23 protein-coding genes are annotated in these 24784 nt (G+C 59.3%); 1 reads left to right on the top strand and 22 read right to left on the bottom strand.

Translation table 11 applies throughout. The annotated features are described in order from the left end of the window. Positions 1 to 412 precede the first annotated feature (412 nt). From rpoS to QLG10_RS05155, 8 genes are all read right to left on the bottom strand, one after another. On the bottom strand, positions 413 to 1420 hold the full coding sequence (rpoS, locus tag QLG10_RS05190) for an RNA polymerase sigma factor RpoS (RefSeq protein ID WP_020795994.1): 1008 nt from the start codon (positions 1418 to 1420) through the stop codon (positions 413 to 415). A 105-nt stretch (positions 1421 to 1525) separates the two neighbouring features. Next, positions 1526 to 2383 carry a peptidoglycan DD-metalloendopeptidase family protein gene (locus tag QLG10_RS05185; protein ID WP_110748721.1) on the bottom strand — a complete coding sequence of 286 codons (858 nt, stop codon included), beginning with the start codon at positions 2381 to 2383 and terminating at the stop codon, positions 1526 to 1528. Positions 2384 to 2594: 211 nt separating this feature from the next. Beyond that, the gene (locus QLG10_RS05180; protein ID WP_173667175.1) at positions 2595 to 3230 is read right to left on the bottom strand and encodes a protein-L-isoaspartate(D-aspartate) O-methyltransferase; all 636 of its coding nucleotides are present in this window, start codon (positions 3228 to 3230) and stop codon (positions 2595 to 2597) included. A gap of 38 nt (positions 3231 to 3268) precedes the next feature. Further along, entirely contained in the window at positions 3269 to 4021 is a 753-nt protein-coding gene (gene surE / locus QLG10_RS05175; RefSeq protein WP_110748719.1) for a 5'/3'-nucleotidase SurE, read from the bottom strand. Beyond that, positions 4009 to 5067, bottom strand: a complete 1059-nt coding sequence (gene truD / locus QLG10_RS05170; protein WP_110748717.1) for a tRNA pseudouridine(13) synthase TruD — start codon at positions 5065 to 5067, stop codon at positions 4009 to 4011. The genes surE and truD overlap by 13 nt, the downstream gene beginning before the upstream one ends. Then, entirely contained in the window at positions 5064 to 5537 is a 474-nt protein-coding gene (gene ispF, locus QLG10_RS05165) for a 2-C-methyl-D-erythritol 2,4-cyclodiphosphate synthase (protein ID WP_020795989.1), read from the bottom strand. Before ispF ends, truD begins: the two co-directional genes overlap by 4 nt. Positions 5538 to 5580: 43 nt before the next feature. Next, positions 5581 to 6426 carry an S-formylglutathione hydrolase gene (fghA, locus tag QLG10_RS05160; RefSeq protein WP_248679512.1) on the bottom strand — a complete coding sequence of 282 codons (846 nt, stop codon included), beginning with the start codon at positions 6424 to 6426 and terminating at the stop codon, positions 5581 to 5583. Between the two features lie 8 nt (positions 6427 to 6434). After that, positions 6435 to 7547 (bottom strand): S-(hydroxymethyl)glutathione dehydrogenase/class III alcohol dehydrogenase, encoded by a 1113-nt coding sequence (locus QLG10_RS05155; RefSeq protein ID WP_248679514.1) that lies wholly within the window; start codon positions 7545 to 7547, stop codon positions 6435 to 6437. Positions 7548 to 7654: 107 nt separating this feature from the next. Here QLG10_RS05155 and QLG10_RS05150 point away from each other — a divergent pair, with 107 nt between their 5' ends. Continuing rightward, positions 7655 to 8551 carry a LysR substrate-binding domain-containing protein gene (locus tag QLG10_RS05150; protein WP_110748713.1) on the top strand — a complete coding sequence of 299 codons (897 nt, stop codon included), beginning with the start codon at positions 7655 to 7657 and terminating at the stop codon, positions 8549 to 8551. A gap of 77 nt (positions 8552 to 8628) precedes the next feature. Here the strand turns inward: QLG10_RS05150 and ispD are convergent, their stop codons facing one another. From ispD to QLG10_RS05080, 14 genes are all read right to left on the bottom strand, one after another. Then, positions 8629 to 9336, bottom strand: coding sequence for a 2-C-methyl-D-erythritol 4-phosphate cytidylyltransferase (ispD, locus tag QLG10_RS05145; protein WP_248679518.1), 708 nt, complete (start codon positions 9334 to 9336; stop codon positions 8629 to 8631). Beyond that, the gene (gene ftsB / locus QLG10_RS05140; protein WP_008057335.1) at positions 9333 to 9611 is read right to left on the bottom strand and encodes a cell division protein FtsB; all 279 of its coding nucleotides are present in this window, start codon (positions 9609 to 9611) and stop codon (positions 9333 to 9335) included. The genes ispD and ftsB overlap by 4 nt, the downstream gene beginning before the upstream one ends. 172 nt (positions 9612 to 9783) lie before the next feature. Further along, positions 9784 to 11073: a phosphopyruvate hydratase gene (gene eno / locus QLG10_RS05135; RefSeq protein WP_008057334.1), complete on the bottom strand. Its 1290-nt coding sequence runs from the start codon at positions 11071 to 11073 to the stop codon at positions 9784 to 9786. Positions 11074 to 11229: 156 nt separating this feature from the next. After that, entirely contained in the window at positions 11230 to 12075 is an 846-nt protein-coding gene (gene kdsA, locus QLG10_RS05130; RefSeq protein ID WP_020795984.1) for a 3-deoxy-8-phosphooctulonate synthase, read from the bottom strand. A gap of 5 nt (positions 12076 to 12080) precedes the next feature. Further along, positions 12081 to 13712 carry a CTP synthase gene (locus tag QLG10_RS05125; RefSeq protein ID WP_008057332.1) on the bottom strand — a complete coding sequence of 544 codons (1632 nt, stop codon included), beginning with the start codon at positions 13710 to 13712 and terminating at the stop codon, positions 12081 to 12083. Between the two features lie 274 nt (positions 13713 to 13986). Then, positions 13987 to 15315 carry a tRNA lysidine(34) synthetase TilS gene (gene tilS, locus QLG10_RS05120; protein ID WP_282485906.1) on the bottom strand — a complete coding sequence of 443 codons (1329 nt, stop codon included), beginning with the start codon at positions 15313 to 15315 and terminating at the stop codon, positions 13987 to 13989. A 124-nt stretch (positions 15316 to 15439) separates the two neighbouring features. Continuing rightward, the gene (locus QLG10_RS05115) at positions 15440 to 16387 is read right to left on the bottom strand and encodes an acetyl-CoA carboxylase carboxyltransferase subunit alpha (protein WP_008057327.1); all 948 of its coding nucleotides are present in this window, start codon (positions 16385 to 16387) and stop codon (positions 15440 to 15442) included. 141 nt (positions 16388 to 16528) lie between these two features. Continuing rightward, complete coding sequence (gene dnaE / locus QLG10_RS05110; RefSeq protein WP_188264662.1) at positions 16529 to 20050, bottom strand: DNA polymerase III subunit alpha; 3522 nt, start codon at positions 20048 to 20050, stop codon at positions 16529 to 16531. A gap of 65 nt (positions 20051 to 20115) precedes the next feature. Further along, a complete protein-coding gene (rnhB, locus tag QLG10_RS05105) occupies positions 20116 to 20754 on the bottom strand; it encodes a ribonuclease HII (protein ID WP_110748707.1) in 639 nt (212 codons plus the stop codon). An 11-nt stretch (positions 20755 to 20765) separates the two neighbouring features. Then, positions 20766 to 21896, bottom strand: a complete 1131-nt coding sequence (gene lpxB / locus QLG10_RS05100) for a lipid-A-disaccharide synthase (RefSeq protein WP_110748705.1) — start codon at positions 21894 to 21896, stop codon at positions 20766 to 20768. 2 nt (positions 21897 to 21898) lie between these two features. Further along, the gene (lpxA, locus tag QLG10_RS05095; RefSeq protein ID WP_110748703.1) at positions 21899 to 22675 is read right to left on the bottom strand and encodes an acyl-ACP--UDP-N-acetylglucosamine O-acyltransferase; all 777 of its coding nucleotides are present in this window, start codon (positions 22673 to 22675) and stop codon (positions 21899 to 21901) included. Continuing rightward, positions 22672 to 23112, bottom strand: a complete 441-nt coding sequence (gene fabZ / locus QLG10_RS05090) for a 3-hydroxyacyl-ACP dehydratase FabZ (protein ID WP_007940511.1) — start codon at positions 23110 to 23112, stop codon at positions 22672 to 22674. The genes lpxA and fabZ overlap by 4 nt, the downstream gene beginning before the upstream one ends. A gap of 108 nt (positions 23113 to 23220) precedes the next feature. Then, entirely contained in the window at positions 23221 to 24276 is a 1056-nt protein-coding gene (lpxD, locus tag QLG10_RS05085) for a UDP-3-O-(3-hydroxymyristoyl)glucosamine N-acyltransferase (protein WP_110748701.1), read from the bottom strand. A gap of 3 nt (positions 24277 to 24279) precedes the next feature. Beyond that, positions 24280 to 24783, bottom strand: a complete 504-nt coding sequence (locus QLG10_RS05080; protein WP_008057318.1) for an OmpH family outer membrane protein — start codon at positions 24781 to 24783, stop codon at positions 24280 to 24282. Position 24784 lies beyond the last annotated feature (1 nt).

Below are 24784 nucleotides of genomic sequence, written 5' to 3'. Positions count from 1 at the left end.
TGACCCGCCCACATTTTTCCCTATTCCCTGTGTTCCTTTTCATCATCCTGATGAATCGCTTCCTGCGATGTCCTTTCCCCTCATCCTTGAAGGGCGTGTCTATCCGTTGACACAACACCGATACTAGAGTTTTTACCGTCAAGAGCAATCACCCGATCAGGCCCGGATGGCTTGTCACATCCCGTTCATGTTCGAAAACCTGCTTGTTTATCAGTAGGATAAAAAAGACCTGCGAAAAATATGGTCGACTGCCAACCTGTAAAAATAGTGAACACTTACGTAAAGAGTAAGCGAAGACTTACACCCTGACGCTACAAAGCCGCGCTCGCGTCCCCGAGATCAAAACCGGAAATATAGATAGCAAAAAGCCCCGAACCAGTCGGGGCTTCCTGTTATTCAGCCAACGAACGGTTTATTGAAATAGCGACTCGCTCGATAGCCCGTTTTTCTCCAGGATCTCCCGCAGACGCTTCAGACCTTCTACCTGAATCTGTCTGACCCGCTCACGGGTCAGGCCAATTTCCAGGCCCACATCTTCAAGGGTGCTGCTCTCGTGACCGCGCAGGCCGAAGCGGCGTACAACCACCTCGCGCTGCTTGTCGGTCAACTCCGAGAGCCACTGGTCGATGCTTTGAGACAGGTCGTCATCCTGCAGCAGCTCGCATGGATCGGTTGGGCGATCGTCGGTAAGGGTGTCCAACAGGGTTTTATCCGAATCCGGACCCAGCGAGACGTCGACCGAAGAAACCCGCTCGTTGAGGCCCAGCATGCGCTTGACCTCCGCTACCGGTTTTTCCAGCAGGTTGGCGATCTCTTCGGGTGAGGGTTCATGATCGAGTTTTTGCGTCAGCTCCCGTGCAGCCCGCAGGTACACGTTGAGCTCCTTGACCACATGGATCGGCAACCGGATGGTCCGGGTCTGATTCATGATCGCGCGCTCGATGGTTTGACGAATCCACCAGGTTGCGTAGGTCGAGAAGCGGAAACCGCGCTCAGGGTCGAATTTCTCCACCGCCCTGATCAATCCGAGGTTGCCCTCTTCGATCAGATCGAGCAGCGAAAGGCCCCGATTGACGTAGCGTCGGGCGATTTTCACCACCAGCCGCAGGTTACTTTCGATCATGCGTTTGCGCCCGGCCGGATCACCACTTTGCGACAAGCGCGCAAAATGCACTTCTTCTTCGGGGGACAGTAGAGGGGAAAAGCCGATTTCATTGAGGTACAGCTGCGTGGCATCGAGTGCCCGCGTGTAATCGATGTACTTGTGTTGCTTCAATGTCGCGGAGTGTTTGGATTTGGCACGAACGGAAGGTGGAGCCGCCCCTTCATCATTCGACATCGAATCCGTGCCGACGTCGGCCTCCATCAGGAGAACCTCATCGTCGATGTCAAACTCCGGCACTTCTTTACTGAGAGCCATTGTTATAGTCCTTTGGTGAGTTCGACCTCAAGCTCAAGCGGCGCCTTTATCCCTGGCAACGCTGGAGCCTGTCCCCTCTACGTGACGGAACAGGCTGGAAAGCGATCAACGCCGCGGCAGGAATTGCAGCGGATCTACAGGTTTACCTTGGCGGCGAATCTCAAAATGCAGTTTCACCCGGTCTGTACCCGTTGACCCCATTTCGGCAATTGTCTGTCCGACCTTGACCTGCTGCCCCTCCCGAACCAACAGCCTGCGGTTATGTCCGTAGGCACTGACGTAGGTTTCACTGTGCTTGATGATGACTAATTCGCCGTAGCCCCTTAAGCCACTCCCGGCGTATACCACCGTCCCATCAGACGCAGCTAAAACAGGCTGTCCCAAATCCCCTGCGATATCAATTCCTTTATTCAAACTACCGTTTGAGGAGAATTTGCCGATTAAAATGCCATTAGATGGCCACCCCCAGCCGGTCGGGGCTGGACCCGGTGGAGGCAGTGGAGCGGGTGCCGGCTTGTTGGCGACGGACGGTACAGCCGCCGGCGTGGTCGTGGTCGTACCGTCCGCAGAGCGACGGATGACCGTGGTTTTACTTGAGGATGAAGGCGAGGAACTGGAGGAACTGACCACGGTTGTCGGCGTTGAACCGCTGCGACCATCGAAGCGAATCGTCTGACCCGGATGGATGGTGTACGGCGGCGCTATGTTGTTGCGCGCCGCCAGTGCCTTGTAGTCCCAGCCGTAGCGAAAGGCGATGGAAAACAGCGTGTCCTTGGGGCGAACGACGTACTGCCCGGTGGTCACGGCCGGACGCTGGGCGGCGGCATTGTTGCGGTCGACAACGCGTACGTCGCTGGATTTGTTACTGGAGCAACCGACCAGCAAGGTGCTCATGACAAGGCCAGTCACCAGGCGCTGAAAGCTCGTTGTACCCATACGCTGCGCTATGACTGTGAGACTCACCCGCCGCTCCCTTTGTGGTGGCTGAAAATGTGGTTTGCCGTGTTCCGGCACGAAGTGTCGCAAGTATAACGGGCCGTGCCGGCTTTACCCTTAATGAAGCGAAATGGCTTGGCGCACACGTTTGCTGTCCGCCGAAACAACCCGTTTAACCAATCGACCCCGCTGTAAGACAGAGGCAATTGAAGAGAATTCAGCGCGTTTAAATAAATGCTCAGGCCAGTGGACCATTGAGTAACGGGACGAAGCGTACCGACCCCAGGACACGCCTGGAAAAGCCATGTTCTTCCCGGATGATCAGCATCAATTGTTGCACCTCACCGGACCCCACCGGGATCACCAGGCGCCCACCCGGGGCCAGTTGATCGAGCAGCGCCTGAGGAACGTCTGTTGCCACCGCCGTAACGATAATGCCGTTGTAGGGCGCCAGTGCCGGCCAGCCCTCCCAGCCATCGCCCCAGCGAAATACCACGTTACGCAAGTTCAGCTCGACCAGGCGTTCCTTGGCCCGGTCTTGCAGCACCTTGATACGTTCCACGGAAAAGACCCGTTCGACCAGTTGCGACAGCACCGCCGTCTGATACCCCGACCCCGTACCGATTTCCATGACCTTGTCCAATGGCCCGGCTTCGAGCAGCAACTCGCTCATGCGAGCCACCATGTAGGGCTGGGAGATGGTCTGGTTATGGCCGATGGGTAGCGCCGTGTCTTCGTAGGCTCGGTGTGCCAGAGCCTCGTCGACGAACAGGTGACGCGGTGTACGCCGAATGACTTCCAACACCTTGGCGTTGCAAATCCCCTCCTCGTACAGGCGCTGGATCAGGCGCTCGCGGGTCCGTTGCGAGGTCATGCCGATGCCGCGACGCATCATGTCGTCTTGTCCCCGCGTCATGGTCGCAGGCCCTCCAACCAGCCGTCGAGGCTCCTGAAGGCATCATTGAAGGTGCGATCAAGCTGCAAAGGGGTGATGGAAACATAGCCTTGCATCACGGCATGGAAATCGGTGCCGGGTCCGCCATCCTCAGCGTCCCCCGCCGCAGCGATCCAGTACCCGGACTTGCCTCGCGGGTCGACCACCTTCATCGGCGCTGCCGCGCGGGCGCGATGCCCGAGGCGGGTCAACTGGATACCGCGGATGTGCTCCAGCGGCAAATTGGGAATGTTCACGTTCAGTACCGTACGCGGTGGCAGTTCGAGATCCGCATGGGCCTCGACCAGTTTGCGCGCAAAGTAGGCCGCCGTGGCCAGGTTGTCGACCTGTCGCGAGACCAGCGAAAAGGCAAACGCAGGCCGCGTCAGGAATCGTCCTTCGAGCGCCGCCGCTACCGTACCCGAGTAGAGCACGTCGTCCCCCAGGTTGGCGCCCAGGTTGATGCCGGACACCACCATGTCCGCTTCACGCTCCAACAAGCCGTTGAGGCCCAGGTGCACGCAATCGGTCGGCGTGCCATTGACGCTGATAAAGCCGTTGGCCAGCGTGTGCGGATGTAACGGACGGTCCAGCGTGAGCGAACTGCTCGCACCGCTTTTGTCCTGGTCCGGGGCAATCACCACGCACTCGGTGTAATCCGCCAGCGCAGCATGAAGCGCGGCGAGTCCGGGTGCAAATACCCCGTCGTCGTTAGAAATCAGAATACGCATGGGCTGTCCGTCTGCCCCACCGGCACCAGATCGACAAGCTCGCGCACCAATACGGTGGCGAAGCATCCGGCCGGCAGGACGAATTCCAGTTGCAGAATGTCAGGCGAGGGATAATGCCACGTCAACCCGGCAATGGGCAGCCGCAGGATGCGACGTTCATGGCTCATTCCGGCGTTGACCAACCAATCGCGAAGTTCCACTTCGCGCGCGGCTATCGCCTGCTCCAGTTCATGGACAGCGCCCATGGCCGGCGAGTCACCTTCGCCCCACTGTGGACCGGTCGGGTGCAGATCGAGAATCGCCAGTCGCGGATCACTGCATTCAGCTTCGCCGGCCGCAAAGAAGCTGCGGCTGTCGGTGAATGCCAACAGATCGCCGACCTGCGCGTGCTGCCAGGTGCCGTCGGCGACACGCGCCGCCAACACCTGGTTGAACAGAAAACTGCGAGCCGTGGAAAGCAGGCGCGAACGCACGTTGCGCTGCTCTGGCAAGGCCTTGCGCGCAGCCCAGGCACGGGCGTCGACCACGTTGCCGCCGTCATGCCCGAAGCGCTGGGCGCCGAAATAATTGGGGATGCCTTGCTTGGCAATCAGTTGCAGTCGCTCTTCGATGGCAGCCTTGTCTCCAGCGAACTGTGTCAGGCGCAAGGTGAAGCCGTTGGCCGAGTGGGCACCGCGTTGCAGCTTGCGTTTATGCCGGCTGGTCTTGAGGATTCTAAGCGTGTCGTTTTCTGCCGCGGACAGATCCGGATCGGCTTTGCCCGGCAGTTGTACGCTGAACCACTGGCGCGTCAGCGCCTGGCGATCCTTGAGCCCGGCGTAGCTGACAGTGCGCAATGACACTCCGGCTGCCTTGGCGATTCGACGTGCCGCCTCTTCAGTATTCAGGCCGCGTTTTTCCACCCAGATCCACAGGTGTTCGCCATCACCGCTCAAGGGAATATCAAGGACTTCATCGACCTGGAAATCTTCCGCGATGGCTTTCAGTACGGCGCTGCCGAGCGGTTCCCCATAGGCCCGCGGGCCGAGTAATTGCAGTTCGTTCATGCGCGCAGCAACAAGGCAACGGAATGCACGGCAATGCCCTCTTCGCGACCGACAAAGCCGAGCTTCTCGGTGGTGGTAGCTTTCACATTCACTTGATCCAACTCAACTTGAAGATCCGCAGCAATCAGCGCGCGCATCGATTCGATATGTGGGGCCATTTTCGGCGCCTGGGCAACGATGGTGTTATCGACGTTACCGACCTTCCAGCCTTTGGCGTGGATCAATGCGACGACATGACGCAACAGCGCTCGGCTGTCGGCGCCTTTGAATTGCGGGTCGGTGTCCGGGAAATGCTTGCCGATGTCACCCAGCGCGGCAGCGCCGAGCAAGGCATCGCTCAAGGCGTGCAGCAGGACGTCACCGTCGGAGTGAGCGAGCAGCCCGAAGCCGTGTGCAATGCGCACGCCGCCCAGAGTGATGAAATCGCCTTCAGCGAAACGGTGCACATCATAGCCGTGGCCAATACGCATAAAAAAACGCCCCGAATTTTGTCAGGGCGTGATTCTACCTGCATTAGGCACCTAGAGCATGCGCGTGATGCCGCAAGTGTTCATCGATGAAACTGGCGATGAAGAAATAGCTGTGGTCATAGCCCGGTTGCAGGCGCAACGTCAGCGGGTGACCGGCCAGTTTGGCCGCCTGTTGCAAGGCTTCAGGCTTCAGTTGATTGGCGAGGAAATCGTCGCGATCGCCTTGGTCAACCAACAGCGGCAGCTTTTCATCGGCCTCGGCGATTAATGCACAGGCATCCCATTCACGCCATTTCGAACGGTCTTCTCCCAGATAGCGGGAAAAGGCTTTCTGTCCCCACGGGCAATCCATTGGATTGTTGATTGGCGAGAACGCCGATACCGACAGATAACGCCCCGGATTGCGCAAGGCACAGACCAGCGCACCGTGGCCACCCATGGAGTGACCGCTGATGCCGCGCTTGTCCGACGCCGGGAAATGCGCTTCGACCAAGGCCGGCAACTCCTGCACGACATAGTCATGCATCCGGTAGTGGCGCGACCAGGGTTCCTGGGTGGCGTTCAGATAAAACCCGGCGCCAAGGCCGAAGTCCCAGGCACCGTCCGGATCGCCCGGCACGTCGGAACCTCGGGGGCTGGTGTCTGGCGCGACGATGATCAGCCCAAGCTCGGCGGCCATGCGCATGGCGCCAGCCTTCTGCATGAAGTTCTCGTCGGTGCAGGTCAGGCCGGACAACCAGTACAGCACCGGCAGCTTGCCGCCCTGCTCCGCTTGCGGCGGCAGGTACACGGCAAACACCATGTCGCAACCGAGCGTTTCCGAGCGATGGCGATAACGCTTGTGCCAACCACCGAAGCTTTTCTGGCAGGAGATATTTTCCAGGCTCATGACTGACCTCAGAAATGAATGACGGAACGGATGCTCTTGCCTTCATGCATCAGGTCAAACGCCTTGTTGATATCTTCCAGGCCCATGGTGTGGGTGATGAAGGTATCCAGCGGGATTTCACCGGTCTCGGCCATTTCCACGTAGCTTGGCAATTCAGTACGGCCGCGCACGCCGCCGAACGCCGAACCGCGCCAGACGCGACCGGTGACCAGCTGGAACGGACGGGTGGAAATTTCCTGGCCAGCACCGGCTACACCGATGATTACCGACTCGCCCCAACCCTTGTGGCAGCACTCGAGGGCGGCACGCATCAGTTGCACGTTGCCGATGCACTCGAAGGAGAAGTCGACGCCGCCATCGGTCATGTCGACGATGACTTCCTGGATTGGACGGTCGAAATCTTTCGGGTTTACACAGTCGGTTGCACCCAGCTGCTTGGCGATCTCGAATTTGGCCGGGTTGATGTCGATGGCGATGATCCGACCGGCCTTGGCTTTTACCGCGCCGATGATGGCCGAAAGCCCGATGCCGCCAAGGCCGAAAATGGCCACGGTATCACCGGGTTTCACCTTGGCGGTATTGAGCACCGCACCGATGCCGGTGGTGACACCGCAGCCCAGCAGGCAGACTTTCTCCAGTGGCGCTTCCTTGGCGATTTTCGCCACGGAAATTTCCGGCAGCACGGTGTATTCGGAGAAAGTCGAAGTCCCCATGTAGTGGAAAATCGGCTGCCCGTTGTAGGAAAAACGAGTTGTGCCATCCGGCATCAGGCCTTTGCCCTGGGTTGCGCGAATCGCCTGGCAAAGGTTGGTCTTGCCCGACAGGCAGAATTTGCACTGACGGCATTCCGGGGTATACAGCGGGATCACATGATCGCCCACCGCCACCGAGGTCACGCCTTCGCCGATGGCTTCGACGATCGCCCCACCTTCGTGACCGAGGATCGACGGGAAAATGCCTTCCGGGTCGGCGCCCGAGAGGGTGTAGGCATCGGTATGGCAGACACCGGAAGCCACCACACGCAACAACACTTCACCGGGCTTGGGCATGGCGACATCGACTTCAACGATCTCGAGGGGTTTCTTGGCCTCGAAGGCAACAGCAGCGCGCGACTTGATCATGGTGATTCTCCAGCGAATAAAACGAGACAGGAAGTGTAATGCACGGCCATACAGTGAATAATCCGGGCAAAAGCAAAACATTATTGCCACACAGGGATAATCATTGAATGCCTGACAGTCGCTGGGAAGGTATAGACGAATTCGTTGCCGTCGCTGAATGCAGCCAGTTCACCGCCGCCGCTGAACGCCTGGGTGTTTCTTCATCCCATATCAGTCGACAGATTGTACGCCTGGAAGAGCGCCTGCAAACCCGTCTTCTCTATCGCAGTACTCGCCGTGTCACGCTGACCGAGGCCGGGCATACCTTCCTGCAGCATTGTCAGCGTTTGCAGGATGGCCGCGAGGAAGCGTTGCGAGCGGTGGGCGACCTGACCAGCGAACCCAAGGGCATGCTGCGCATGACCTGTGCCGTGGCTTACGGCGAACGCTTCATCGTGCCGCTGGTGACCCGTTTCATGGGGCTGTATCCACAACTGCGGATCGACATCGAACTGAGCAATCGCCAACTCGACCTGGTGCATGAAGGCCTGGACCTGGCGATCCGACTGGGGCGCTTGCAGGACTCGCGACTGGTCGCCACCCGCCTCGCTCCGCGGCGCATGTTCCTCTGCGCGTCCCCTTCCTACCTGGAACGTTATGGTCGGCCCCACAGCTTGTCGGAATTGAGCCGGCACAATTGTCTGGTGGGCAGTTCGGACCTCTGGCAGCTGGAAGAGAACGGTCGGGAGTTTTCCCAGCGAGTCCAGGGAAACTGGCGCTGCAACAGTGGGCAAGCGGTGCTGGATGCGGCGCTGCAGGGCGTGGGGTTGTGTCAGTTGCCGGATTATTACGTGCTGGAGCATCTGAAAAGCGGCGCGTTGGTTTCGCTGCTGGAGGCGCATCAACCACCGAACACGGCCGTTTGGGCGCTGTATCCGCAACAGCGGCATTTATCGCCGAAGGTGCGCAAGCTGGTGGATTACTTGAAGGAGGGGTTGGCCGAGAGGCCGGAGTATCGAACCTAAGATCAAAAGATCGCAGCCTGCGGCAGCTCCTACATTGAATGCGGTCTACTGTAGGAGCAGCCGCAGGCTGCGATCTTTTAGCGGCGGTTGGCCCAACGTTGTCTCAACCACTCGAGGTCTTCAGGACGAGTAACCTTGAGATTGTCCGACCGCCCTTCAATCAAGCGCGGTGCCAACCCCGCCCACTCCATGGCGGAAGCTTCATCGGTTATCACGGCATCAGCCACCAGGCTGTCCGCCAATGCCCGATGCAATGCTCCAAGGCGAAACATCTGCGGCGTATAGGCCTGCCAGATCACACTGCGGTCCACGGTTTCGACCACACGACCGTGCTTGTCGACCCGCTTGAGCGTATCGCGCGCCGGAACCGCCAGCAGTCCACCGACAGGATCATCCGCCAGTTCCGCCAGCAGCTTGTCCAGATCGTTACGGCTGAGGTTTGGCCGTGCCGCATCGTGAACCAACACCCAATCCTCATCATCGGCACCTTGGGCATGCAAATGCAGCAACGCATTGAGCACCGACCCGGAACGCTCGGCGCCACCCTCGACCCGTGTTATACGCGGATCGCCGGCAAGCGTCAGGTTCGGCCAATAAGGATCATCAACAGCAAGACTGACCACCAGGCCCTTGAGGCCAGGATGATCGAGGAAACAGCCGAGGCTGTGTTCGAGAATAGTGCGCCCGCCCAGTTGCAAGTATTGCTTGGGACGGTCCGCGGCCATACGGGCACCGACGCCCGCGGCAGGAATCACGGCCCAGAAGGCCGGCAGAGACAGGTTCATTGGGCCAACTGGTAAAGGGTTTCACCGTCCTTGACCATGCCCAACTCATGGCGAGCCCGCTCTTCAACGGTCTCCATGCCCTTTTTCAACTCACTGACTTCCGCGTCCATCACCCGATTACGTTCCAGCAATGTCTGGTTCTCGGCCTGCTGATCCGCAATCTGCTGGGTCAGCTCAGCCACTTGCGCCAGACTGCCATTACCCACCCAAAGGCGGTATTGCAGGCCAGCCAGCAACAGGAGCAAGACGAGAAACAACCAATTGGGACTGCGCATCGAATATCAGGTATCCAGTGAAAAAAGACAGCCATACCAAAACATGAAGCTACTGATAGCACGAAGCCTGGAAAAACCCAGGCTTGTGCTTTCAAGGCATCAGATTAGTGGCAAAAGCGTCGCTGTTGCGATTTTTCCGACACAATCCGGTGTCTTTTTTACCAGCTAACGCTCAACCGCGGAATTCGCTGCGGCCGTTGTACTTGGCTTTACCGTTCAACTGCTCTTCGATACGCAGCAGTTGGTTGTACTTGGAAACGCGGTCGGAACGGCACAGGGAGCCCGTCTTGATCTGGCCAGCCGAAGTGCCCACGGCCAGGTCGGCAATGGTCGAATCTTCGGTTTCGCCCGAACGGTGCGAGATCACGGCGGTGTAACCGGCGGCCTTGGCCATCTGGATGGCTTCCAGGGTTTCGGTCAGGGTGCCGATCTGGTTGAACTTGATCAGGATCGAGTTGGCGATCTTCTTGTCGATGCCTTCTTTCAGGATCTTGGTGTTGGTGACGAACAGGTCGTCGCCTACCAGCTGGGTCTTCTCGCCGATCTTGTCGGTGAGGATTTTCCAGCCAGCCCAGTCGGACTCGTCCAGGCCGTCTTCGATGGAGATGATCGGGTAACGCTCGGTCAGGCCTTTCAGGTAGTCGGCGAAACCTTCAGCGGTGAACACCTGGCCTTCGCCGGACAGGTTGTACTTGCCGTCTTCATAGAATTCGCTGGCTGCACAGTCCAGGGCCAGGGTCACGTCGGTGCCCAAGGTGTAACCGGCGTTGGCCACAGCTTCGGAGATCACTTTCAAAGCGTCTTCGTTGGAAGCCAGGTTAGGTGCGAAACCACCTTCGTCGCCCACTGCAGTGCTCAGGCCACGGGCCTTCAGAACAGCCTTGAGGTGGTGGAAAATCTCGGTGCCCATGCGCAGGCCTTCCGAGAAAGACTTGGCGCCAACCGGCTGCACCATGAATTCCTGGATGTCGACGTTGTTATCGGCGTGCTCGCCACCGTTGATGATGTTCATCATCGGAACCGGCATCGAGTAAACACCCGGGGTACCGTTCAGGTTGGCGATGTGCGCGTACAGCGGCAGGTCCTGGTCCTGTGCTGCTGCCTTGGCCGCGGCCAGGGAAACGGCGAGGATCGCGTTGGCGCCCAGGGAACCTTTGTTTTCAGTACCGTCGAGCTTGATCATCGCCAGGTCGAGGGCTTTCTGGTCGCTTGGGTCCATGCCTTTCAACAGGTCTTTGATTGGACCGTTGATGTTGGCCACGGCCTTGAGTACGCCCTTGCCCAGGTAACGGCTCTTGTCGCCATCACGCAGCTCGAGCGCTTCACGCGAGCCAGTGGAAGCACCGGACGGCGCGCAAGCGCTGCCGATGATGCCGTTATCGAGAAGCACATCCGCTTCCACGGTGGGATTGCCACGGGAGTCGAGAACTTCACGACCTTTGATGTCGACGATTTTAGCCATTGTTGTAAACACTCCAAAGTTGACGAAAACGCTTTGTACCGCTCGATTTATAACTTGTGGGTCACACTGCTTTTGTAGGAGCCGGCTTGCTGGCGATGGCGGGCGCACGGGCCTCATCGCCAGCAAGCCGGCTCCTACGACAACAGGATTCCGATGTTACGCGGTTTCTACCGTCGGAAAACTCTTCACCAGTTCGTCCAGGGCTTTGAGCTGGGCCAGGAATGGCTCCAGTTTGTCCAGGCGCAAGGCGCAAGGACCGTCGCACTTGGCGTTGTCCGGATCCGGGTGGGCTTCGAGGAACAGGCCCGCCAGGGACTGGCTCATGCCGGCCTTGGCCAGGTCGGTGACCTGGGCGCGACGACCACCGGCGGAGTCGGAACGACCGCCAGGCATTTGCAGCGCGTGGGTCACGTCGAAGAACACCGGGTATTCGAACTGCTTCATGATGCCGAAGCCGAGCATGTCGACGACCAGGTTGTTGTAGCCGAAGCTCGAACCACGCTCGCAGAGGATCAACTGATCGTTACCCGCTTCCACGCACTTGCTCAGGATGTGTTTCATTTCATGAGGTGCGAGGAACTGGGCTTTCTTGATGTTGATCACCGCGCCAGTCTTGGCCATCGCGACCACGAGGTCGGTCTGGCGAGACAGGAAGGCCGGCAGCTGAATGATCTCACAGACTTCAGCGACGACCGCGGCCTGCTCCGGCTCGTGGACGTCGGTGATGATCGGCACGCCGAAGGCTTGCTTGATGTCCTGGAAAATCCGCATGCCCTCTTCCAGGCCGGGACCACGGTAAGAGGTCACGGAGGAACGGTTGGCCTTGTCGAAGCTGGCCTTGAACACGTAAGGGATACCCAGTTTCTGGGTAACCTTCACGTACTCTTCACAGACCTGCATCGCCATGTCGCGGCTTTCCAGCACGTTCATGCCACCGAACAAAACCATTGGCTTGTCGTTGGCAATCTCGATATCGCCTACGCGGATGATCTTCTGCGCCATGGGGTTCAAGCCTTCTTCTGGTGTTGAGCCAAAGCTGCTTTGACGAAACCGCTGAACAACGGGTGGCCGTCGCGAGGCGTCGAGGTGAACTCAGGGTGGAACTGGCAAGCGACGAACCATGGATGATCCGGGGCTTCAACCACTTCAACCAGAGCGCCATCGCCGGAACGGCCGGAGATTTTCAGGCCGGCTTCGATGATCTGCGGCAGCAGGTTGTTGTTCACTTCGTAGCGATGACGGTGACGCTCGACGATCACGTCCTTGCCGTAGCAGCCATGAACCAGGGAACCCGGCTCCAGCAGGCAATCCTGGGCGCCCAGGCGCATGGTGCCGCCCAGGTCCGAGGCTTCGGTACGGGTTTCAACGGCGCCGGTGGCATCTTCCCACTCGGTGATCAGGCCCACGACCGGGTGACCGCTGGCACGATCGAACTCGGTGGAGTTGGCGTCTTTCCAGCCCAGCACGTTACGAGCGAACTCGATCACGGCCACCTGCATGCCCAGGCAGATGCCCAGGTATGGAACCTTGTTTTCGCGAGCGTACTGGACGGCAGTGATCTTGCCTTCCACGCCACGCAGGCCGAAGCCGCCAGGTACCAGGATCGCGTCCACGCCTTCGAGCAGCGCGGTGCCCTGGTTCTCGATGTCTTCGGAATCGATGTAGCGCAGGTTGACCTTGGTGCGGTTGCTGATACCGGCGTGGCTCATCGCTTCGATCAGCGATTTGTACGCATCCAGCAGTTCCATGTACTTGCCGACCATGGCGATGGTGACTTCATGCTCAGGGTTGAGCTTGGCGTCGACCACGGCTTCCCATTCGGACAGGTCGGCTCCGCCGCATTGCAGGCCGAAACGCTCGACGACGAAATCGTCCAGACCCTGGGAGTGCAGGATGCCCGGGATCTTGTAGATGGTGTCGGCGTCTTCCAGCGCGATCACCGCACGTTCTTCAACGTTGGTGAACTGCGCGATCTTGCGACGGGAAGAAACATCGATCGGGTGATCGGAGCGGCATACCAGCACGTCTGGTTGCAGGCCGATGGAGCGCAGCTCCTTGACCGAGTGCTGGGTTGGCTTGGTTTTTGTTTCGCCGGCAGTGGCGATGTACGGCACCAGCGTCAGGTGCATCAGCATCGCGCGCTTGGCGCCGACTTCGAAGCGCAACTGGCGGATGGCTTCGAGGAACGGTTGCGACTCGATGTCACCCACGGTGCCACCGATCTCGACCATCGCCACGTCGGCATCGCCGGCGCCCTTGATGATGCGGCGCTTGATTTCGTCGGTGATGTGCGGGATCACCTGGATGGTCGCACCCAGGTAGTCACCACGACGCTCCTTGCGCAGCACGTGTTCGTAGACACGGCCGGTGGTGAAGTTGTTGTTCTGGGTCATGGTCGTGCGGATGAACCGCTCGTAATGGCCCAGGTCCAGGTCGGTCTCGGCGCCGTCGTGGGTGACGAACACTTCACCGTGCTGGAACGGGCTCATGGTGCCCGGGTCGACGTTGATGTACGGGTCCAGCTTCAGCATGGTGACCTTAAGTCCCCGCGCCTCCAGGATGGCCGCCAATGATGCCGATGCAATGCCTTTCCCCAATGAAGAAACAACACCGCCCGTGACGAATATGTAGCGCGTCATGAAAAACCCTAGAAGTCTGCGTTAAAGCGGTCCGAGCCGCCGGGGAAAGCGAAGGAAGGCCGAAGCCCCCGATCACCTGCATTAATCACAGTGCACCTTTCAAAAAAACCGCCGCGTTGGGACAGACCGGGAAATGAAACACCGGTTCGTTGCTCGCTACACATTTTTTGGAATCGCCCAGCAAAGACTGCTTGGTAATCGGCAACTCCTGCAATTCAGGCGAATCCACAGAAGTTGTATCAAGAAGGGAGCGTAGTCTACCGGAAAGCCCCTTTCAGCTCAAACCTTGATCTTCGCCTGGTGGTTGCCAATGTAAATGCCAGTCACCCTGGGCGTTGCCGTCCAACCCCGGCAGGTTCGCCACCGCCAGCAATTGCTCGCCCTTGTACAGCAGCGGCAATCTGCCGCGCACGAACTGCGGCACCGCGGTTTCATTGAGCAAACGCTTGAGATCGCGATGCCCACGCCCCGGCAGAGCCATCACCTCGCCCCCCTCACGATAGTGGATCTGCAGTATGCCTGCGGGGATTTGTCCACTGAGCGTGAGCACGCCATTATCGGGCAACGCCAGCGGCTGCGCGGGTTCAAGCCATGCTCCAGGCGCGGGCGCCGCGCGCAACCAGGCACCGGATAACCACCAGATACGCCCACCCGCCCGATGCAGTTGGCCATCGGCGAGGCGCCAGATCGGCCGGGCGTCGCCGGTGGCATCGCGTAAATCGACCCAACCCGACCAATGGTCACTGTCCGGCAGTCGGGTCAGGGGCTCAAGCCAGTGGCTGAGCGCATTGCGCTGGCGAGCGGCGGAGAGTTTTTCCAGGGGGGCGAGTTCCAGGGACGGCAGACCCAGCCAATCGAAATCACTTGGCGTGTTCGCCTGGCTCAAGTCGATTTGCGCAAGATCATCGAGCAATCCCTGCGCCTCACTCAGATGCGCAGCGCTGCGAGCCATGGTCGCCAGTGCCTGTGGCCACCGCGCAGTCACTGCCGGGAACACCTGATGACGCAGGTAATTGCGTGAGAACTGCCGGTCTTGATTGGAAGGATCCTCGATCCAGCTCAGCTTGTGTGCCGATGCATAGGCCTCCAGCTCAGCGCGCGTAACATCGAGCAAAGGCCGCAGTAGATGCCCTTTTCCCAAAGGACGCTGGCGTGGCATTCCCGACAGGCCCCTTACCCCGGCTCCGCGAAACAAGCGAAACAGCAAGGTTTCCGCCTGATCGTCACGGTGCTGGGCCGTCAGCAGCACTTGATCGGCTTGAGTGACCTCACTGAACGCCGCATAACGCGCATCGCGGGCGGCTCGCTCGAGGCTGGCGCCGGGTTGCACTTGCACGCGGACGACGTGCAGCGGCACGCCCAACGCACTACAGACCGACTGACAGTGATCCGGCCATGCGTCGGCCACAGCCTGAAGGCCGTGATGGACATGGATGGCACCGAGCGCAGGCAGGGACTGGGTTTTCGCGAGGTGTGCGAGAAGGTGCAGGAGGACGGTGGAATCGAGACCACCGGAGAAGGCGATGCGCCAGGTTGTGGCGTTGCGCCACGGCTTTAGATTCAGCAGGAGCCTGGCAGATAGATCGATATTTGAAGGATTCATAGAGATCGATCACTTCACTAGATCCCTGTAGGAGCTGCCGCAGGCTGCGATCTTTTGATCTTGCTTTTTTAAAATCAAAAGATCGCAGCCTGCGGCAGCTCCTACAAGGGTGCCACGAGGTCTGTTACAGACCGTAGCTCATCAGACGCTCGTAACGACGGTCCAGCAGCGCCTTGTGGTCGAGCTTCTTGAGCATCGCCAGTTGCGTGCTCAGCTCGGCGCGGATCGAGGCAGCCGCAGCAGCCGGATCACGGTGAGCGCCACCCAGGGGTTCGCCGATCACTTTATCCACGATACCCAGGCCTTTGAGGCGCTCAGCGGTAATGCCCATGGCCTCAGCGGCGTCCGGGGCTTTTTCGGCGGTTTTCCACAGGATCGATGCGCAACCTTCCGGCGAGATCACCGCGTAGGTCGAGTACTGCAGCATGTTCAACTGATCGCAAACACCGATCGCCAGCGCACCACCAGAACCACCCTCACCGATCACGGTGGCGATGATTGGGGTTTTCAGGCGCGCCATCACGCGCAGGTTCCAGGCAATCGCTTCGCTCTGGTTGCGCTCTTCGGCGTCGATGCCCGGGTAGGCGCCCGGGGTGTCGATGAAGGTCAGGATCGGCATCTTGAAACGCTCGGCCATTTCCATCAGGCGGCAAGCCTTGCGGTAGCCTTCCGGACGCGGCATGCCGAAGTTACGGCGAACTTTTTCACGTACTTCGCGGCCTTTCTGGTGACCGATGACCATCACAGGCTGGTCCTCCAGACGGGCAATACCACCGACGATGGCGGCGTCGTCGGAGAAGTGGCGGTCGCCGTGCAGCTCATCGAACTCGGTGAAGATGTGTTCGATGTAGTCCAGAGTATATGGACGCTTCGGGTGACGCGCCAGACGCGCGATCTGCCAACTGGTCAGCTTGCCGAAGATGTCTTCGGTCAACGTGCTGCTCTTGTCTTGCAGGCGGGAGATCTCATCGCCGATATTCAGCGAATTGTCATTACCGACCAAGCGCAACTCTTCGATCTTGGCTTGCAGGTCGGCGATCGGCTGTTCGAAATCCAGAAAATTCGGGTTCATAGGCGTCCGTCTTGGGTCGGCGTCCAAGGGAGCTTGGGCCGGCCGGTTGTCTATTCGCGCCCTACCATAAGGGAGAGGCGCGCTAAGGTCGAGATTAAAAAATTCTGTTCAAGTCCAGGGCTAGGTAATGTCACCCTGACCTTAACGGTATTGGAGGAAGACGTTGTCTCGCCCGAACTGGTCACGCAGGGCTTGAATCAACGCATCCGCCGGGTCGATTCGCCAGCCTTCGCCGAACTGCAGCAAGGCTTTCGCATCGGGACTGGTGTAGTCCATGGTAATCGGGCACGCACCGCGGTGACGCTTTAACAGCTCACCCAGCCAGCGTAGCTGATCGCCCTTGAGATCCTTGGCATGCAGCTTCAGGCGCAGGCTTTCGGCCAGGTTGGTGCGCGCGTCTTCCATGCTCATCACCCGCTTGACCCGTAACCGCAGGCCGCCGGAGAAGTCGTCGTTGCTGACTTCGCCTTCGACCACCACCATCGCATCGGTCTGCAACAGCGATTGCGCGGAATGGAACGCATCGGCGAACAGCGATGCTTCGATCCTCCCCGAACGGTCGTCGAGGGTGATGAAGCCCATCTTGTCGCCCTTTTTGTTCTTCATCACCCGCAGGGCGATGATCATGCCGGCAACGGTCTGGGTATCGCGCGCCGGCTTGAGGTCGATGATGCGCTGGCGGGCGAAACGGCGGATTTCGCCTTCGTATTCGTCGATCGGGTGACCGGTCAGATACAGGCCCAGGGTGTCTTTCTCGCCCTTGAGACGTTCCTTTAGGGTCAGTTCCTTGGCTTTGCGATGGTTGGCGTAGACGTCAGCGTCTTCTTCCACGAACAGCCCGCCAAACAGGTCGGCATGGCCACTGTCGTGGGTCCGGGCGGTTTGCTCGGCGGCCTTGATCGCCTCTTCCATCGCGGCCAGCAAGACCGCGCGGTTACGGTCGATATTGGCCTGGTAGGCTTTGGCTTCGTCATGGAAGTACGGCCCCAGGCGATCCAGCGCACCGCTGCGGATCAAGCCGTCGAGGGTCCGTTTGTTGATACGCTTGAGGTCAACCCGGGCGCAAAAATCGAACAGGTCCTTGAAGGGACCGTCCAGCCGCGCCTCGGTGATCGCCTCTACCGGGCCCTCGCCCACCCCCTTGATTGCGCCCAGGCCATAGATGATCCGACCTTCGTCGTTCACCGTGAACTTGAACTCGGATGTGTTCACGTCCGGCGCGTCGAGACGCAGCTTCATCGTGCGCACTTCTTCGATCAAGGTCACGACCTTGTCGGTGTTGTGCATATCCGCCGAGAGCACTGCGGCCATGAACGGAGCCGGGTAGTGCGCTTTCAGCCACGCAGTCTGGTATGACACCAGGCCATAGGCCGCGGAGTGGGATTTGTTGAAGCCATAACCGGCGAATTTTTCTACCAGGTCGAAAATGTTACCGGCAAGGTCCGCATCGATGTTGTTGGTGGCACAACCTTCAATGAAACCGCCGCGCTGCTTGGCCATTTCCTCGGGCTTTTTCTTACCCATCGCCCGACGCAGCATATCCGCACCGCCGAGGGTGTAGCCGGCCATGACCTGGGCAATCTGCATCACCTGTTCCTGATACAGGATGATGCCGTAGGTCGGGGCCAATACGGGCTTGAGACCTTCGTACTGATAGTCCGAGTGCGGGTACGCCAGCTCGGCGCGACCGTGCTTACGGTTGATGAAGTCGTCCACCATGCCCGATTGCAGCGGGCCCGGACGGAACAGGGCCACCAATGCGATAAGGTCTTCGAGGCAGTCGGGCTTGAGCTTTTTGATCAGCTCCTTCATACCGCGCGATTCAAGCTGGAACACCGCGGTGGTTTCAGCTTTTTGCAGCAGCTGATAGGTCGGTTTGTCGTCCAGCGGGATGAACGCGATGTCCAGCGGCGGTTCGTTGACCTTGGCGCGGTCGCGGTTAATCGTTTTCAGCGCCCAGTCGATGATCGTCAGGGTTCGCAGGCCGAGGAAGTCGAACTTCACCAGGCCAGCCGCCTCCACGTCGTCCTTGTCGAACTGGGTTACCAGCCCATCGCCGGCTTCGTCGCAATAGATCGGCGAGAAGTCAGTCAGCTTGGTCGGCGCGATCACCACGCCACCGGCGTGCTTGCCGACGTTTCGCACAACGCCCTCAAGCTTGCGGGCCATCTCCCAGATTTCCGCGGCTTCTTCATCGACCTTGATGAAGTCACGCAGGATCTCTTCCTGCTCGTAGGCCTTTTCCAGGGTCATGCCAACTTCGAACGGGATCATCTTCGACAGGCGATCCGCCAGGCCGTAGGACTTGCCCTGCACCCGCGCCACGTCACGGACCACCGCTTTCGCCGCCATGGAACCGAAGGTGATGATCTGGCTTACGGCGTTACGGCCGTATTTTTCAGCCACGTAGTCGATCACCCGGTCGCGACCGTCCATGCAGAAGTCGACGTCGAAGTCGGGCATGGAGACCCGTTCCGGGTTGAGGAAACGTTCGAACAGCAGGTCATATTCCAGCGGGTCGAGGTCGGTGATCTTCTGCACGTAGGCCACCAGCGAGCCGGCACCCGACCCCCGGCCAGGGCCGACCGGCACGCCGTTGTTCTTGGCCCACTGGATAAAGTCCATCACGATCAGGAAGTAACCGGGGAAGCCCATCTGGATGATGATATCCAGCTCGAAATTCAGCCGGTCGACATAGACCTGGCGCTTGGCCTCATAGTCTTCGGTGGTGTCCTTGGGCAGCAGGACGGAGAGCCGCTCTTCCAGGCCATCGAACGAAACTTTGCGGAAATACTCATCAATGGTCATGCCATCGGGGATCGGGAAGTTGGGCAGGAAGTGCGTGCCCAGCTTGACTTCGATGTTACAGCGCTTGGCGATCTCGACGGTGTTTTCCAGCGCCTCGGGAATGTCGCTGAACAGCTCGGCCATTTCCTCGGCGCTTTTGAGATACTGCTGATCGCTGTAGTTCTTCGACCGTCGCGGGTCGTCGAGGGCCCGGCCCTCGCCGATACACACGCGGGTTTCGTGGGCGGCGAAATCTTCCTGCTTGAGGAAACGCACGTCGTTGGTCGCGACCAGCGGTGCGCCGATTTTCTCGGCCAACGCCACCGCGCCATGCAGTTGTTCTTCATCGTTGGGGCGGTTGGTGCGCTGGATTTCCAGATAGAAGCGATCCGGAAACACGGCCATCCATTCACGCGCCAGGTTTTCCGCTTCTTGGGGGTTACCGCTGAGCATGGCCTGGCCGATCTCGCCCTCCTTGGCCGCAGACAGCATGATCAGGCCGTCGCTGGCCTCGGCCACCCATTCGCGCTCGATGATGATCGAGCCATTGCGCTGACCCTCGATGAACCCGCGAGAAATCAATTCGGTGAGATTGCGATAACCCGCGGCGTTCATCACCAGCAGGCTGATCCGGCTCAGGGGGTTGTCCGGATCCTTGTTCGACAGCCACAGGTCGGCGCCGCAGATCGGCTTGATCCCGGCACCCATGGCGTTTTTGTAGAATTTGACCAGGGAACACATGTTGTTCTGGTCAGTGACCGCTACGGCAGGCATGTTCATGCCGACCAGGGTCTTGACCAGCGGTTTGATCCGCACCAGACCGTCGACCAGGGAATATTCAGTGTGCAGGCGTAGGTGAACGAATGAAGCCGGCATAGTGATCCTGCGTTAAGTCATGAAAACAACAAGGCCCGGATTGTACCGGGCCTTGGTAGAAAAAATCAGCCTGGCGACTCACTCAAGATGAGTCCTTCCCGCGCTTCGTAAGCAAGCCGTACCGGAGCAAACGAGCGCCGGTGAATCGGCGTCGGGCCCAAGCGTGCCAAGGCTTCCAGATGAACGGGCGTCGGGTAGCCTTTGTGTCCGCCGATGCCGTAACCGGGATAGATCAATTCGAAAGCCGCCATTTCACGGTCACGACTGACCTTGGCCAGGATCGACGCCGCCGCAATGGCCGGAACCTTGCCATCGCCCTGGACCACGGCTTCGGCGCGCATCGGCAATTTCGGGCAACGGTTACCGTCGATCATTGCCAGTTTCGGCTGGATGTGCAGCCCGGCAACCGCGCGCTGCATGGCCAGCATGGTGGCGTGAAGGATGTTCAGCTCGTCGATCTCTTCGACTTCGGCGCGGGCAATGCACCAGCTCAGGGCTTTTTCGCAGATTTCGTCGAAGAGCTTCTCGCGGCGGGCCTCGGTGAGCTTCTTCGAGTCGTTGAGCCCGAGGATCGGACGATTCGGATCAAGGATCACCGCAGCCGTGACCACCGCACCACAGAGCGGTCCGCGACCGACTTCATCGACTCCGGCTACCAATTCTTCAACCTCCGCGACCAAGGTGAAATCCAGCCCCATCTGCATACTTTCTTTACTCATTTTACCGGGTCGATCAGGTTCAGCACTGCATCCGCTGCCTGGTTGGAAGCATCCAGACGAAGGGTCCGGTGAATTTCATCAAAACCGCGGGTTTGCTCTTCACCACCTTCGATCAGTGGCGACAAGGTTTGGGCCAGCGCTTCAACTGTCGCATCGTCCTGCAACAACTCAGGCACCAACAGGCGTTGGGCCAGCAGGTTCGGCAAGGACACGTAGGGGCTTTTCACCATGCGCTTTAGAATCCAGAACGTCAGCGGTGCCAGGCGATAGGCAACGACCATCGGTCGCTTGTACAACAAGGCTTCAAGGGTTGCTGTACCGGAGGCAATCAGCACCGCGTTACACGCCGCCAGCGCCAGATGGGACTTGCCGTCGAGCAAGGTCAGCGGCAAATCGCGACCGGCCAACAGCTCTTCAAGCTGTGCCCGGCGCTGCGGGTTGGCACAAGGCACGACAAACCGCACACCGGGGCGCAGGGCCCGCAGGCGTTGGGCCGTGTCGAGAAACAAGGCACCGAGACGGCCGACTTCGCCGCCACGACTACCGGGCATGAGCGCCACCAACGGCCCGTCAGGCAATCCCAGTTCGGCCCGCGCAGCGGCGCGGTCGGCTTCCAGCGGAATGGCATCGGCCAAGGTATGGCCGACAAACCGCACGGGCACGCCTTTCTCTTCGTAGAATTTCGCTTCGAACGGGAACAGCGTGAGCATCAGGTCGCAACCTTCGCGAATCTTCAGCACGCGCTTCTGGCGCCACGCCCAGACGGACGGGCTGACGTAATGCACGGTCTTGATCCCGGCCTGACGCAGCTTGAGTTCGATATTGAGGTTGAAGTCCGGGGCGTCGATACCGATGAAGACGTCCGGCTTCGCGGCGATCAGGTCGGCTACCAGTTTTTTGCGGCGCTTGAGTAATTCACGTAACCGACCCAGCACTTCGACCAGGCCCATGACCGACAGGCGTTCCATGGGAAAATAAGATGTCAGGCCTTCTGCCTGCATCAATGGGCCGCCGACACCGATGAATTCGACCGCCGGATGGCGCGCCTTGAGCGCACGCATCAGACCCGCACCCAGAATGTCGCCGGAAGCCTCGCCCGCCACCAGCGCAATACGCAGATTGGCCATGATTAGCGGGTGATGCCGCGGGTCGAGGACTGTATGGAGTCGCGAAACACCGCCACTTCCGGGAACTGGTCAGAGGATTCGGCCAACTCGGCGAGCGCTTGCTCAACCGTCAGCCCCTGGCGATAGACCACCTTGTAGGCACGACGCAGGGCGTGGATCGCGTCTTCGCTGAAACCGCGACGGCGCATGCCTTCAAAGTTCATGCTACGGGCTTCGGCGGGGTTGCCGAACACCGTGACATAGGCCGGGACGTCCTTGCCAATGGCGGTCCCCATGCCGGAAAAGCTGTGGGCGCCGATGTGGCAATACTGGTGAACCAGGGTGAAACCGGACAGGATCGCCCAGTCATCCACGTGCACATGGCCGGCCAGCGCGGTGTTGTTGACCAGGATGCAGTGGTTGCCGATAACACTGTCGTGACCGATGTGCGCATAGGCCATGATCAGGTTGTGATCGCCCAGGGTCGTTTCCGAACGATCCTGGATGGTTCCACGGTGAATCGTCACGCCTTCGCGGATGACGTTGTGGTCACCGATCACCAGGCGGGTTTCCTCGCCTTTGTATTTCAGATCGGGCGTGTCCTCACCTACCGAGGAAAACTGGTAAATACGGTTGTGCTTACCGATTCGGGTCGGGCCTTTGAGAATAACGTGTGGCCCGATTACCGTTCCCTCGCCGATTTCCACACCTGCGCCGACGATCGACCACGGGCCGACCTCGACACCGTCAGCCAGGATGGCTGTCGGATCGATGATTGCGCGAGGGTCGATCAAACTCATAGTTTGCGTTCCGCACAGATGATTTCAGCGGAGCAGACCGGCTTGCCATCGACCGAAGCCTGGCACTCGAACTTCCAGATCTGACGCTTGCAGCTGATGAACTTGGCCTCAAGGATCAACTGATCGCCCGGCAATACCGGCTGGCGGAAGCGCAGCTTGTCAGAGCCGACGAAGTAGTAAAGGGTGCCATCGGCCGGTTTCACGTCGAGCATTTTGAAACCAAGGATCCCGGCAGCCTGAGCCATCGCTTCGATGATCAGAACGCCCGGCATGATTGGATGCGCGGGGAAGTGACCATTGAAGAACGGTTCGTTGATGCTGACATTCTTGTAGGCGCGAATGCGCTTGCCTTCCACATCCAGATCCACGACCCGGTCCACCAGCAGGAACGGGTAACGGTGAGGCAGGTATTCGCGAATCTCGTTGATGTCCATCATTTCGGGGGGAAGCCTATGTAAAGATTGGGAGCGCGCGACTGACGCACACTCCGCTAGCAAATCAAGGACGCAGTCTAGCGGCTGTGCACACTTGATATGGAAATGGTATCAGCCATCTGATGAAGCATTACCGCCAGGGGTCACTTCCCCTGTTTGCTTTTCCAGCTGTCGCAGACGTCGCGCGATGTCATCGAGCTGACGAATACGTGCCGCGCTTTTGCGCCATTCGGCGGCTGGCTGCATCGCCGTACCGGAGGAATAGGCACCCGGCTCGGTAATCGAGTGGGTCACCATGGTCATCCCGGTGATGAAAACGTTGTCGCAAATATCGATATGCCCCACCAGCCCTACGCCACCGGCAAGCATGCAATGCTTGCCGATCTTGGTGCTGCCGGAAATCCCCACGCACGCCGCCATGGCGGTGTGATCACCTACCTGGACGTTGTGGGCAATCTGAATCTGGTTGTCGAGCTTCACGCCGTTACCGATGACGGTATCAGCCAGCGCACCACGGTCGATGGCGGTGTTAACGCCAATTTCCACGTCATCGCCGACCAGCACACCACCAATCTGGGCGATTTTTTGCCAAATGCCTTTCTCGTTGGCAAAGCCAAAGCCTTCACCACCAAGCACCGCACCGGACTGAATCACCACCCGCTTGCCGACGCGCACGTCGTGATACAGCGTGACACGCGGGGCAAGCCAGCCTCCCTCGCCAATAACGCTACGGGCACCGATGAAGCAGTGCGCCCCCACGCTCGTACCGGCAGCAATATGCGCCCCGCTTTCGATGACCGCAAATGCACCGATACTCGCCGTCGGATCGACCACCGCATCCGCCGCAATCACCGCCGTCGGATGAATTCCGGCTGCCGCCTTGGGCTTGGGATCGAACAGGTGGGAAATACGCGCGTACGCTGCGTAAGGATCAGGCACCACCAATACATCACCGGCAAAACCTTCGGCATCAGCGGTCTTGAGCAACAACGCTGCTGCCTGACTGCCTGCCAGGTATTTGCGGTATTGGGGATTTGCGAGAAAGCTCAACTGAGTTGGGCCAGCCTCCTGCAAGGTGGCTAGCCCAGTAATTGCTTTCTCCGGGTCGCCACGTAGCGTGGCGCCGAGGAACTCGGCCAGCTGGCCGAGCTTAATGGTCGCGGTCATGGATTACTTCAGCTGATTCATGCGCTCGATAACCTGGCGCGTGATGTCGTACTGAGGCTTGACATCAATCACTGCACCACGCTCGAAGACCAGGTCAAAAGCACCTTTCTTGATGACTTCTTCCACAGCACTGTCCAGTTTCGGCTTGAGCTGCTTCAGCATTTCACGGTCGGCAACGGCTTTGGCTTCGTTCAGTTCCTTGGACTGGAACTGGAAGTCACGCGCCTTTTGCTTGAACTCAAGTTCCAGACGCTCACGCTCGCCTTGCTGCATTTTGTCGCCACCGGCCATCAGGCGATCCTGGATGCCCTTGGCGCTGCTTTCCAGCGTCTTGAGCTTGCTCAGCTGAGGGCCGAATTTCTTCTCGGCATCCACGGCGTATTTCTTGGCCGCATCCGACTCCAGCAGGGCCATCTGATAGTTCAGAACAGCGATTTTCATGTCGGCAAATGCCGGGCCTGCAACCAGTACGGAAGCCAGGAGAACCAATTGAGTCAACTTACGCACG

The organism is Pseudomonas sp. V98_8, from assembly GCF_029967975.1.
Taxonomy (GTDB): domain Bacteria; phylum Pseudomonadota; class Gammaproteobacteria; order Pseudomonadales; family Pseudomonadaceae; genus Aquipseudomonas; species Aquipseudomonas umsongensis.
The sequence above is the reverse complement of the archived record's forward strand: the minus strand, read 5'-3'. Positions and strand labels throughout refer to the sequence as shown.

Bases quoted from the DNA above. Each gene is read 5' to 3' on its own strand.
- rpoS (WP_020795994.1), bottom strand. From the start codon at position 1,420: ATGGCTCTCAGTAAAGAAGTGCCGGAGTTTGACATCGACGATGAGGTT.
- QLG10_RS05180 (WP_173667175.1), bottom strand. From the start codon at position 3,230: ATGACCTCGCAACGGACCCGCGAGCGCCTGATCCAGCGCCTGTACGAG.
- surE (WP_110748719.1), bottom strand. From the start codon at position 4,021: ATGCGTATTCTGATTTCTAACGACGACGGGGTATTTGCACCCGGACTC.
- truD (WP_110748717.1), bottom strand. From the start codon at position 5,067: ATGAACGAACTGCAATTACTCGGCCCGCGGGCCTATGGGGAACCGCTC.
- ispF (WP_020795989.1), bottom strand. From the start codon at position 5,537: ATGCGTATTGGCCACGGCTATGATGTGCACCGTTTCGCTGAAGGCGAT.
- fghA (WP_248679512.1), bottom strand. From the start codon at position 6,426: ATGAGCCTGGAAAATATCTCCTGCCAGAAAAGCTTCGGTGGTTGGCAC.
- QLG10_RS05155 (WP_248679514.1), bottom strand. From the start codon at position 7,547: ATGATCAAGTCGCGCGCTGCTGTTGCCTTCGAGGCCAAGAAACCCCTC.
- QLG10_RS05150 (WP_110748713.1), top strand. From the start codon at position 7,655: ATGCCTGACAGTCGCTGGGAAGGTATAGACGAATTCGTTGCCGTCGCT.
- ispD (WP_248679518.1), bottom strand. From the start codon at position 9,336: ATGAACCTGTCTCTGCCGGCCTTCTGGGCCGTGATTCCTGCCGCGGGC.
- ftsB (WP_008057335.1), bottom strand. From the start codon at position 9,611: ATGCGCAGTCCCAATTGGTTGTTTCTCGTCTTGCTCCTGTTGCTGGCT.
- eno (WP_008057334.1), bottom strand. From the start codon at position 11,073: ATGGCTAAAATCGTCGACATCAAAGGTCGTGAAGTTCTCGACTCCCGT.
- kdsA (WP_020795984.1), bottom strand. From the start codon at position 12,075: ATGGCGCAGAAGATCATCCGCGTAGGCGATATCGAGATTGCCAACGAC.
- QLG10_RS05125 (WP_008057332.1), bottom strand. From the start codon at position 13,712: ATGACGCGCTACATATTCGTCACGGGCGGTGTTGTTTCTTCATTGGGG.
- tilS (WP_282485906.1), bottom strand. From the start codon at position 15,315: ATGAATCCTTCAAATATCGATCTATCTGCCAGGCTCCTGCTGAATCTA.
- QLG10_RS05115 (WP_008057327.1), bottom strand. From the start codon at position 16,387: ATGAACCCGAATTTTCTGGATTTCGAACAGCCGATCGCCGACCTGCAA.
- dnaE (WP_188264662.1), bottom strand. From the start codon at position 20,050: ATGCCGGCTTCATTCGTTCACCTACGCCTGCACACTGAATATTCCCTG.
- rnhB (WP_110748707.1), bottom strand. From the start codon at position 20,754: ATGCAGATGGGGCTGGATTTCACCTTGGTCGCGGAGGTTGAAGAATTG.
- lpxB (WP_110748705.1), bottom strand. From the start codon at position 21,896: ATGGCCAATCTGCGTATTGCGCTGGTGGCGGGCGAGGCTTCCGGCGAC.
- lpxA (WP_110748703.1), bottom strand. From the start codon at position 22,675: ATGAGTTTGATCGACCCTCGCGCAATCATCGATCCGACAGCCATCCTG.
- fabZ (WP_007940511.1), bottom strand. From the start codon at position 23,112: ATGATGGACATCAACGAGATTCGCGAATACCTGCCTCACCGTTACCCG.
- lpxD (WP_110748701.1), bottom strand. From the start codon at position 24,276: ATGACCGCGACCATTAAGCTCGGCCAGCTGGCCGAGTTCCTCGGCGCC.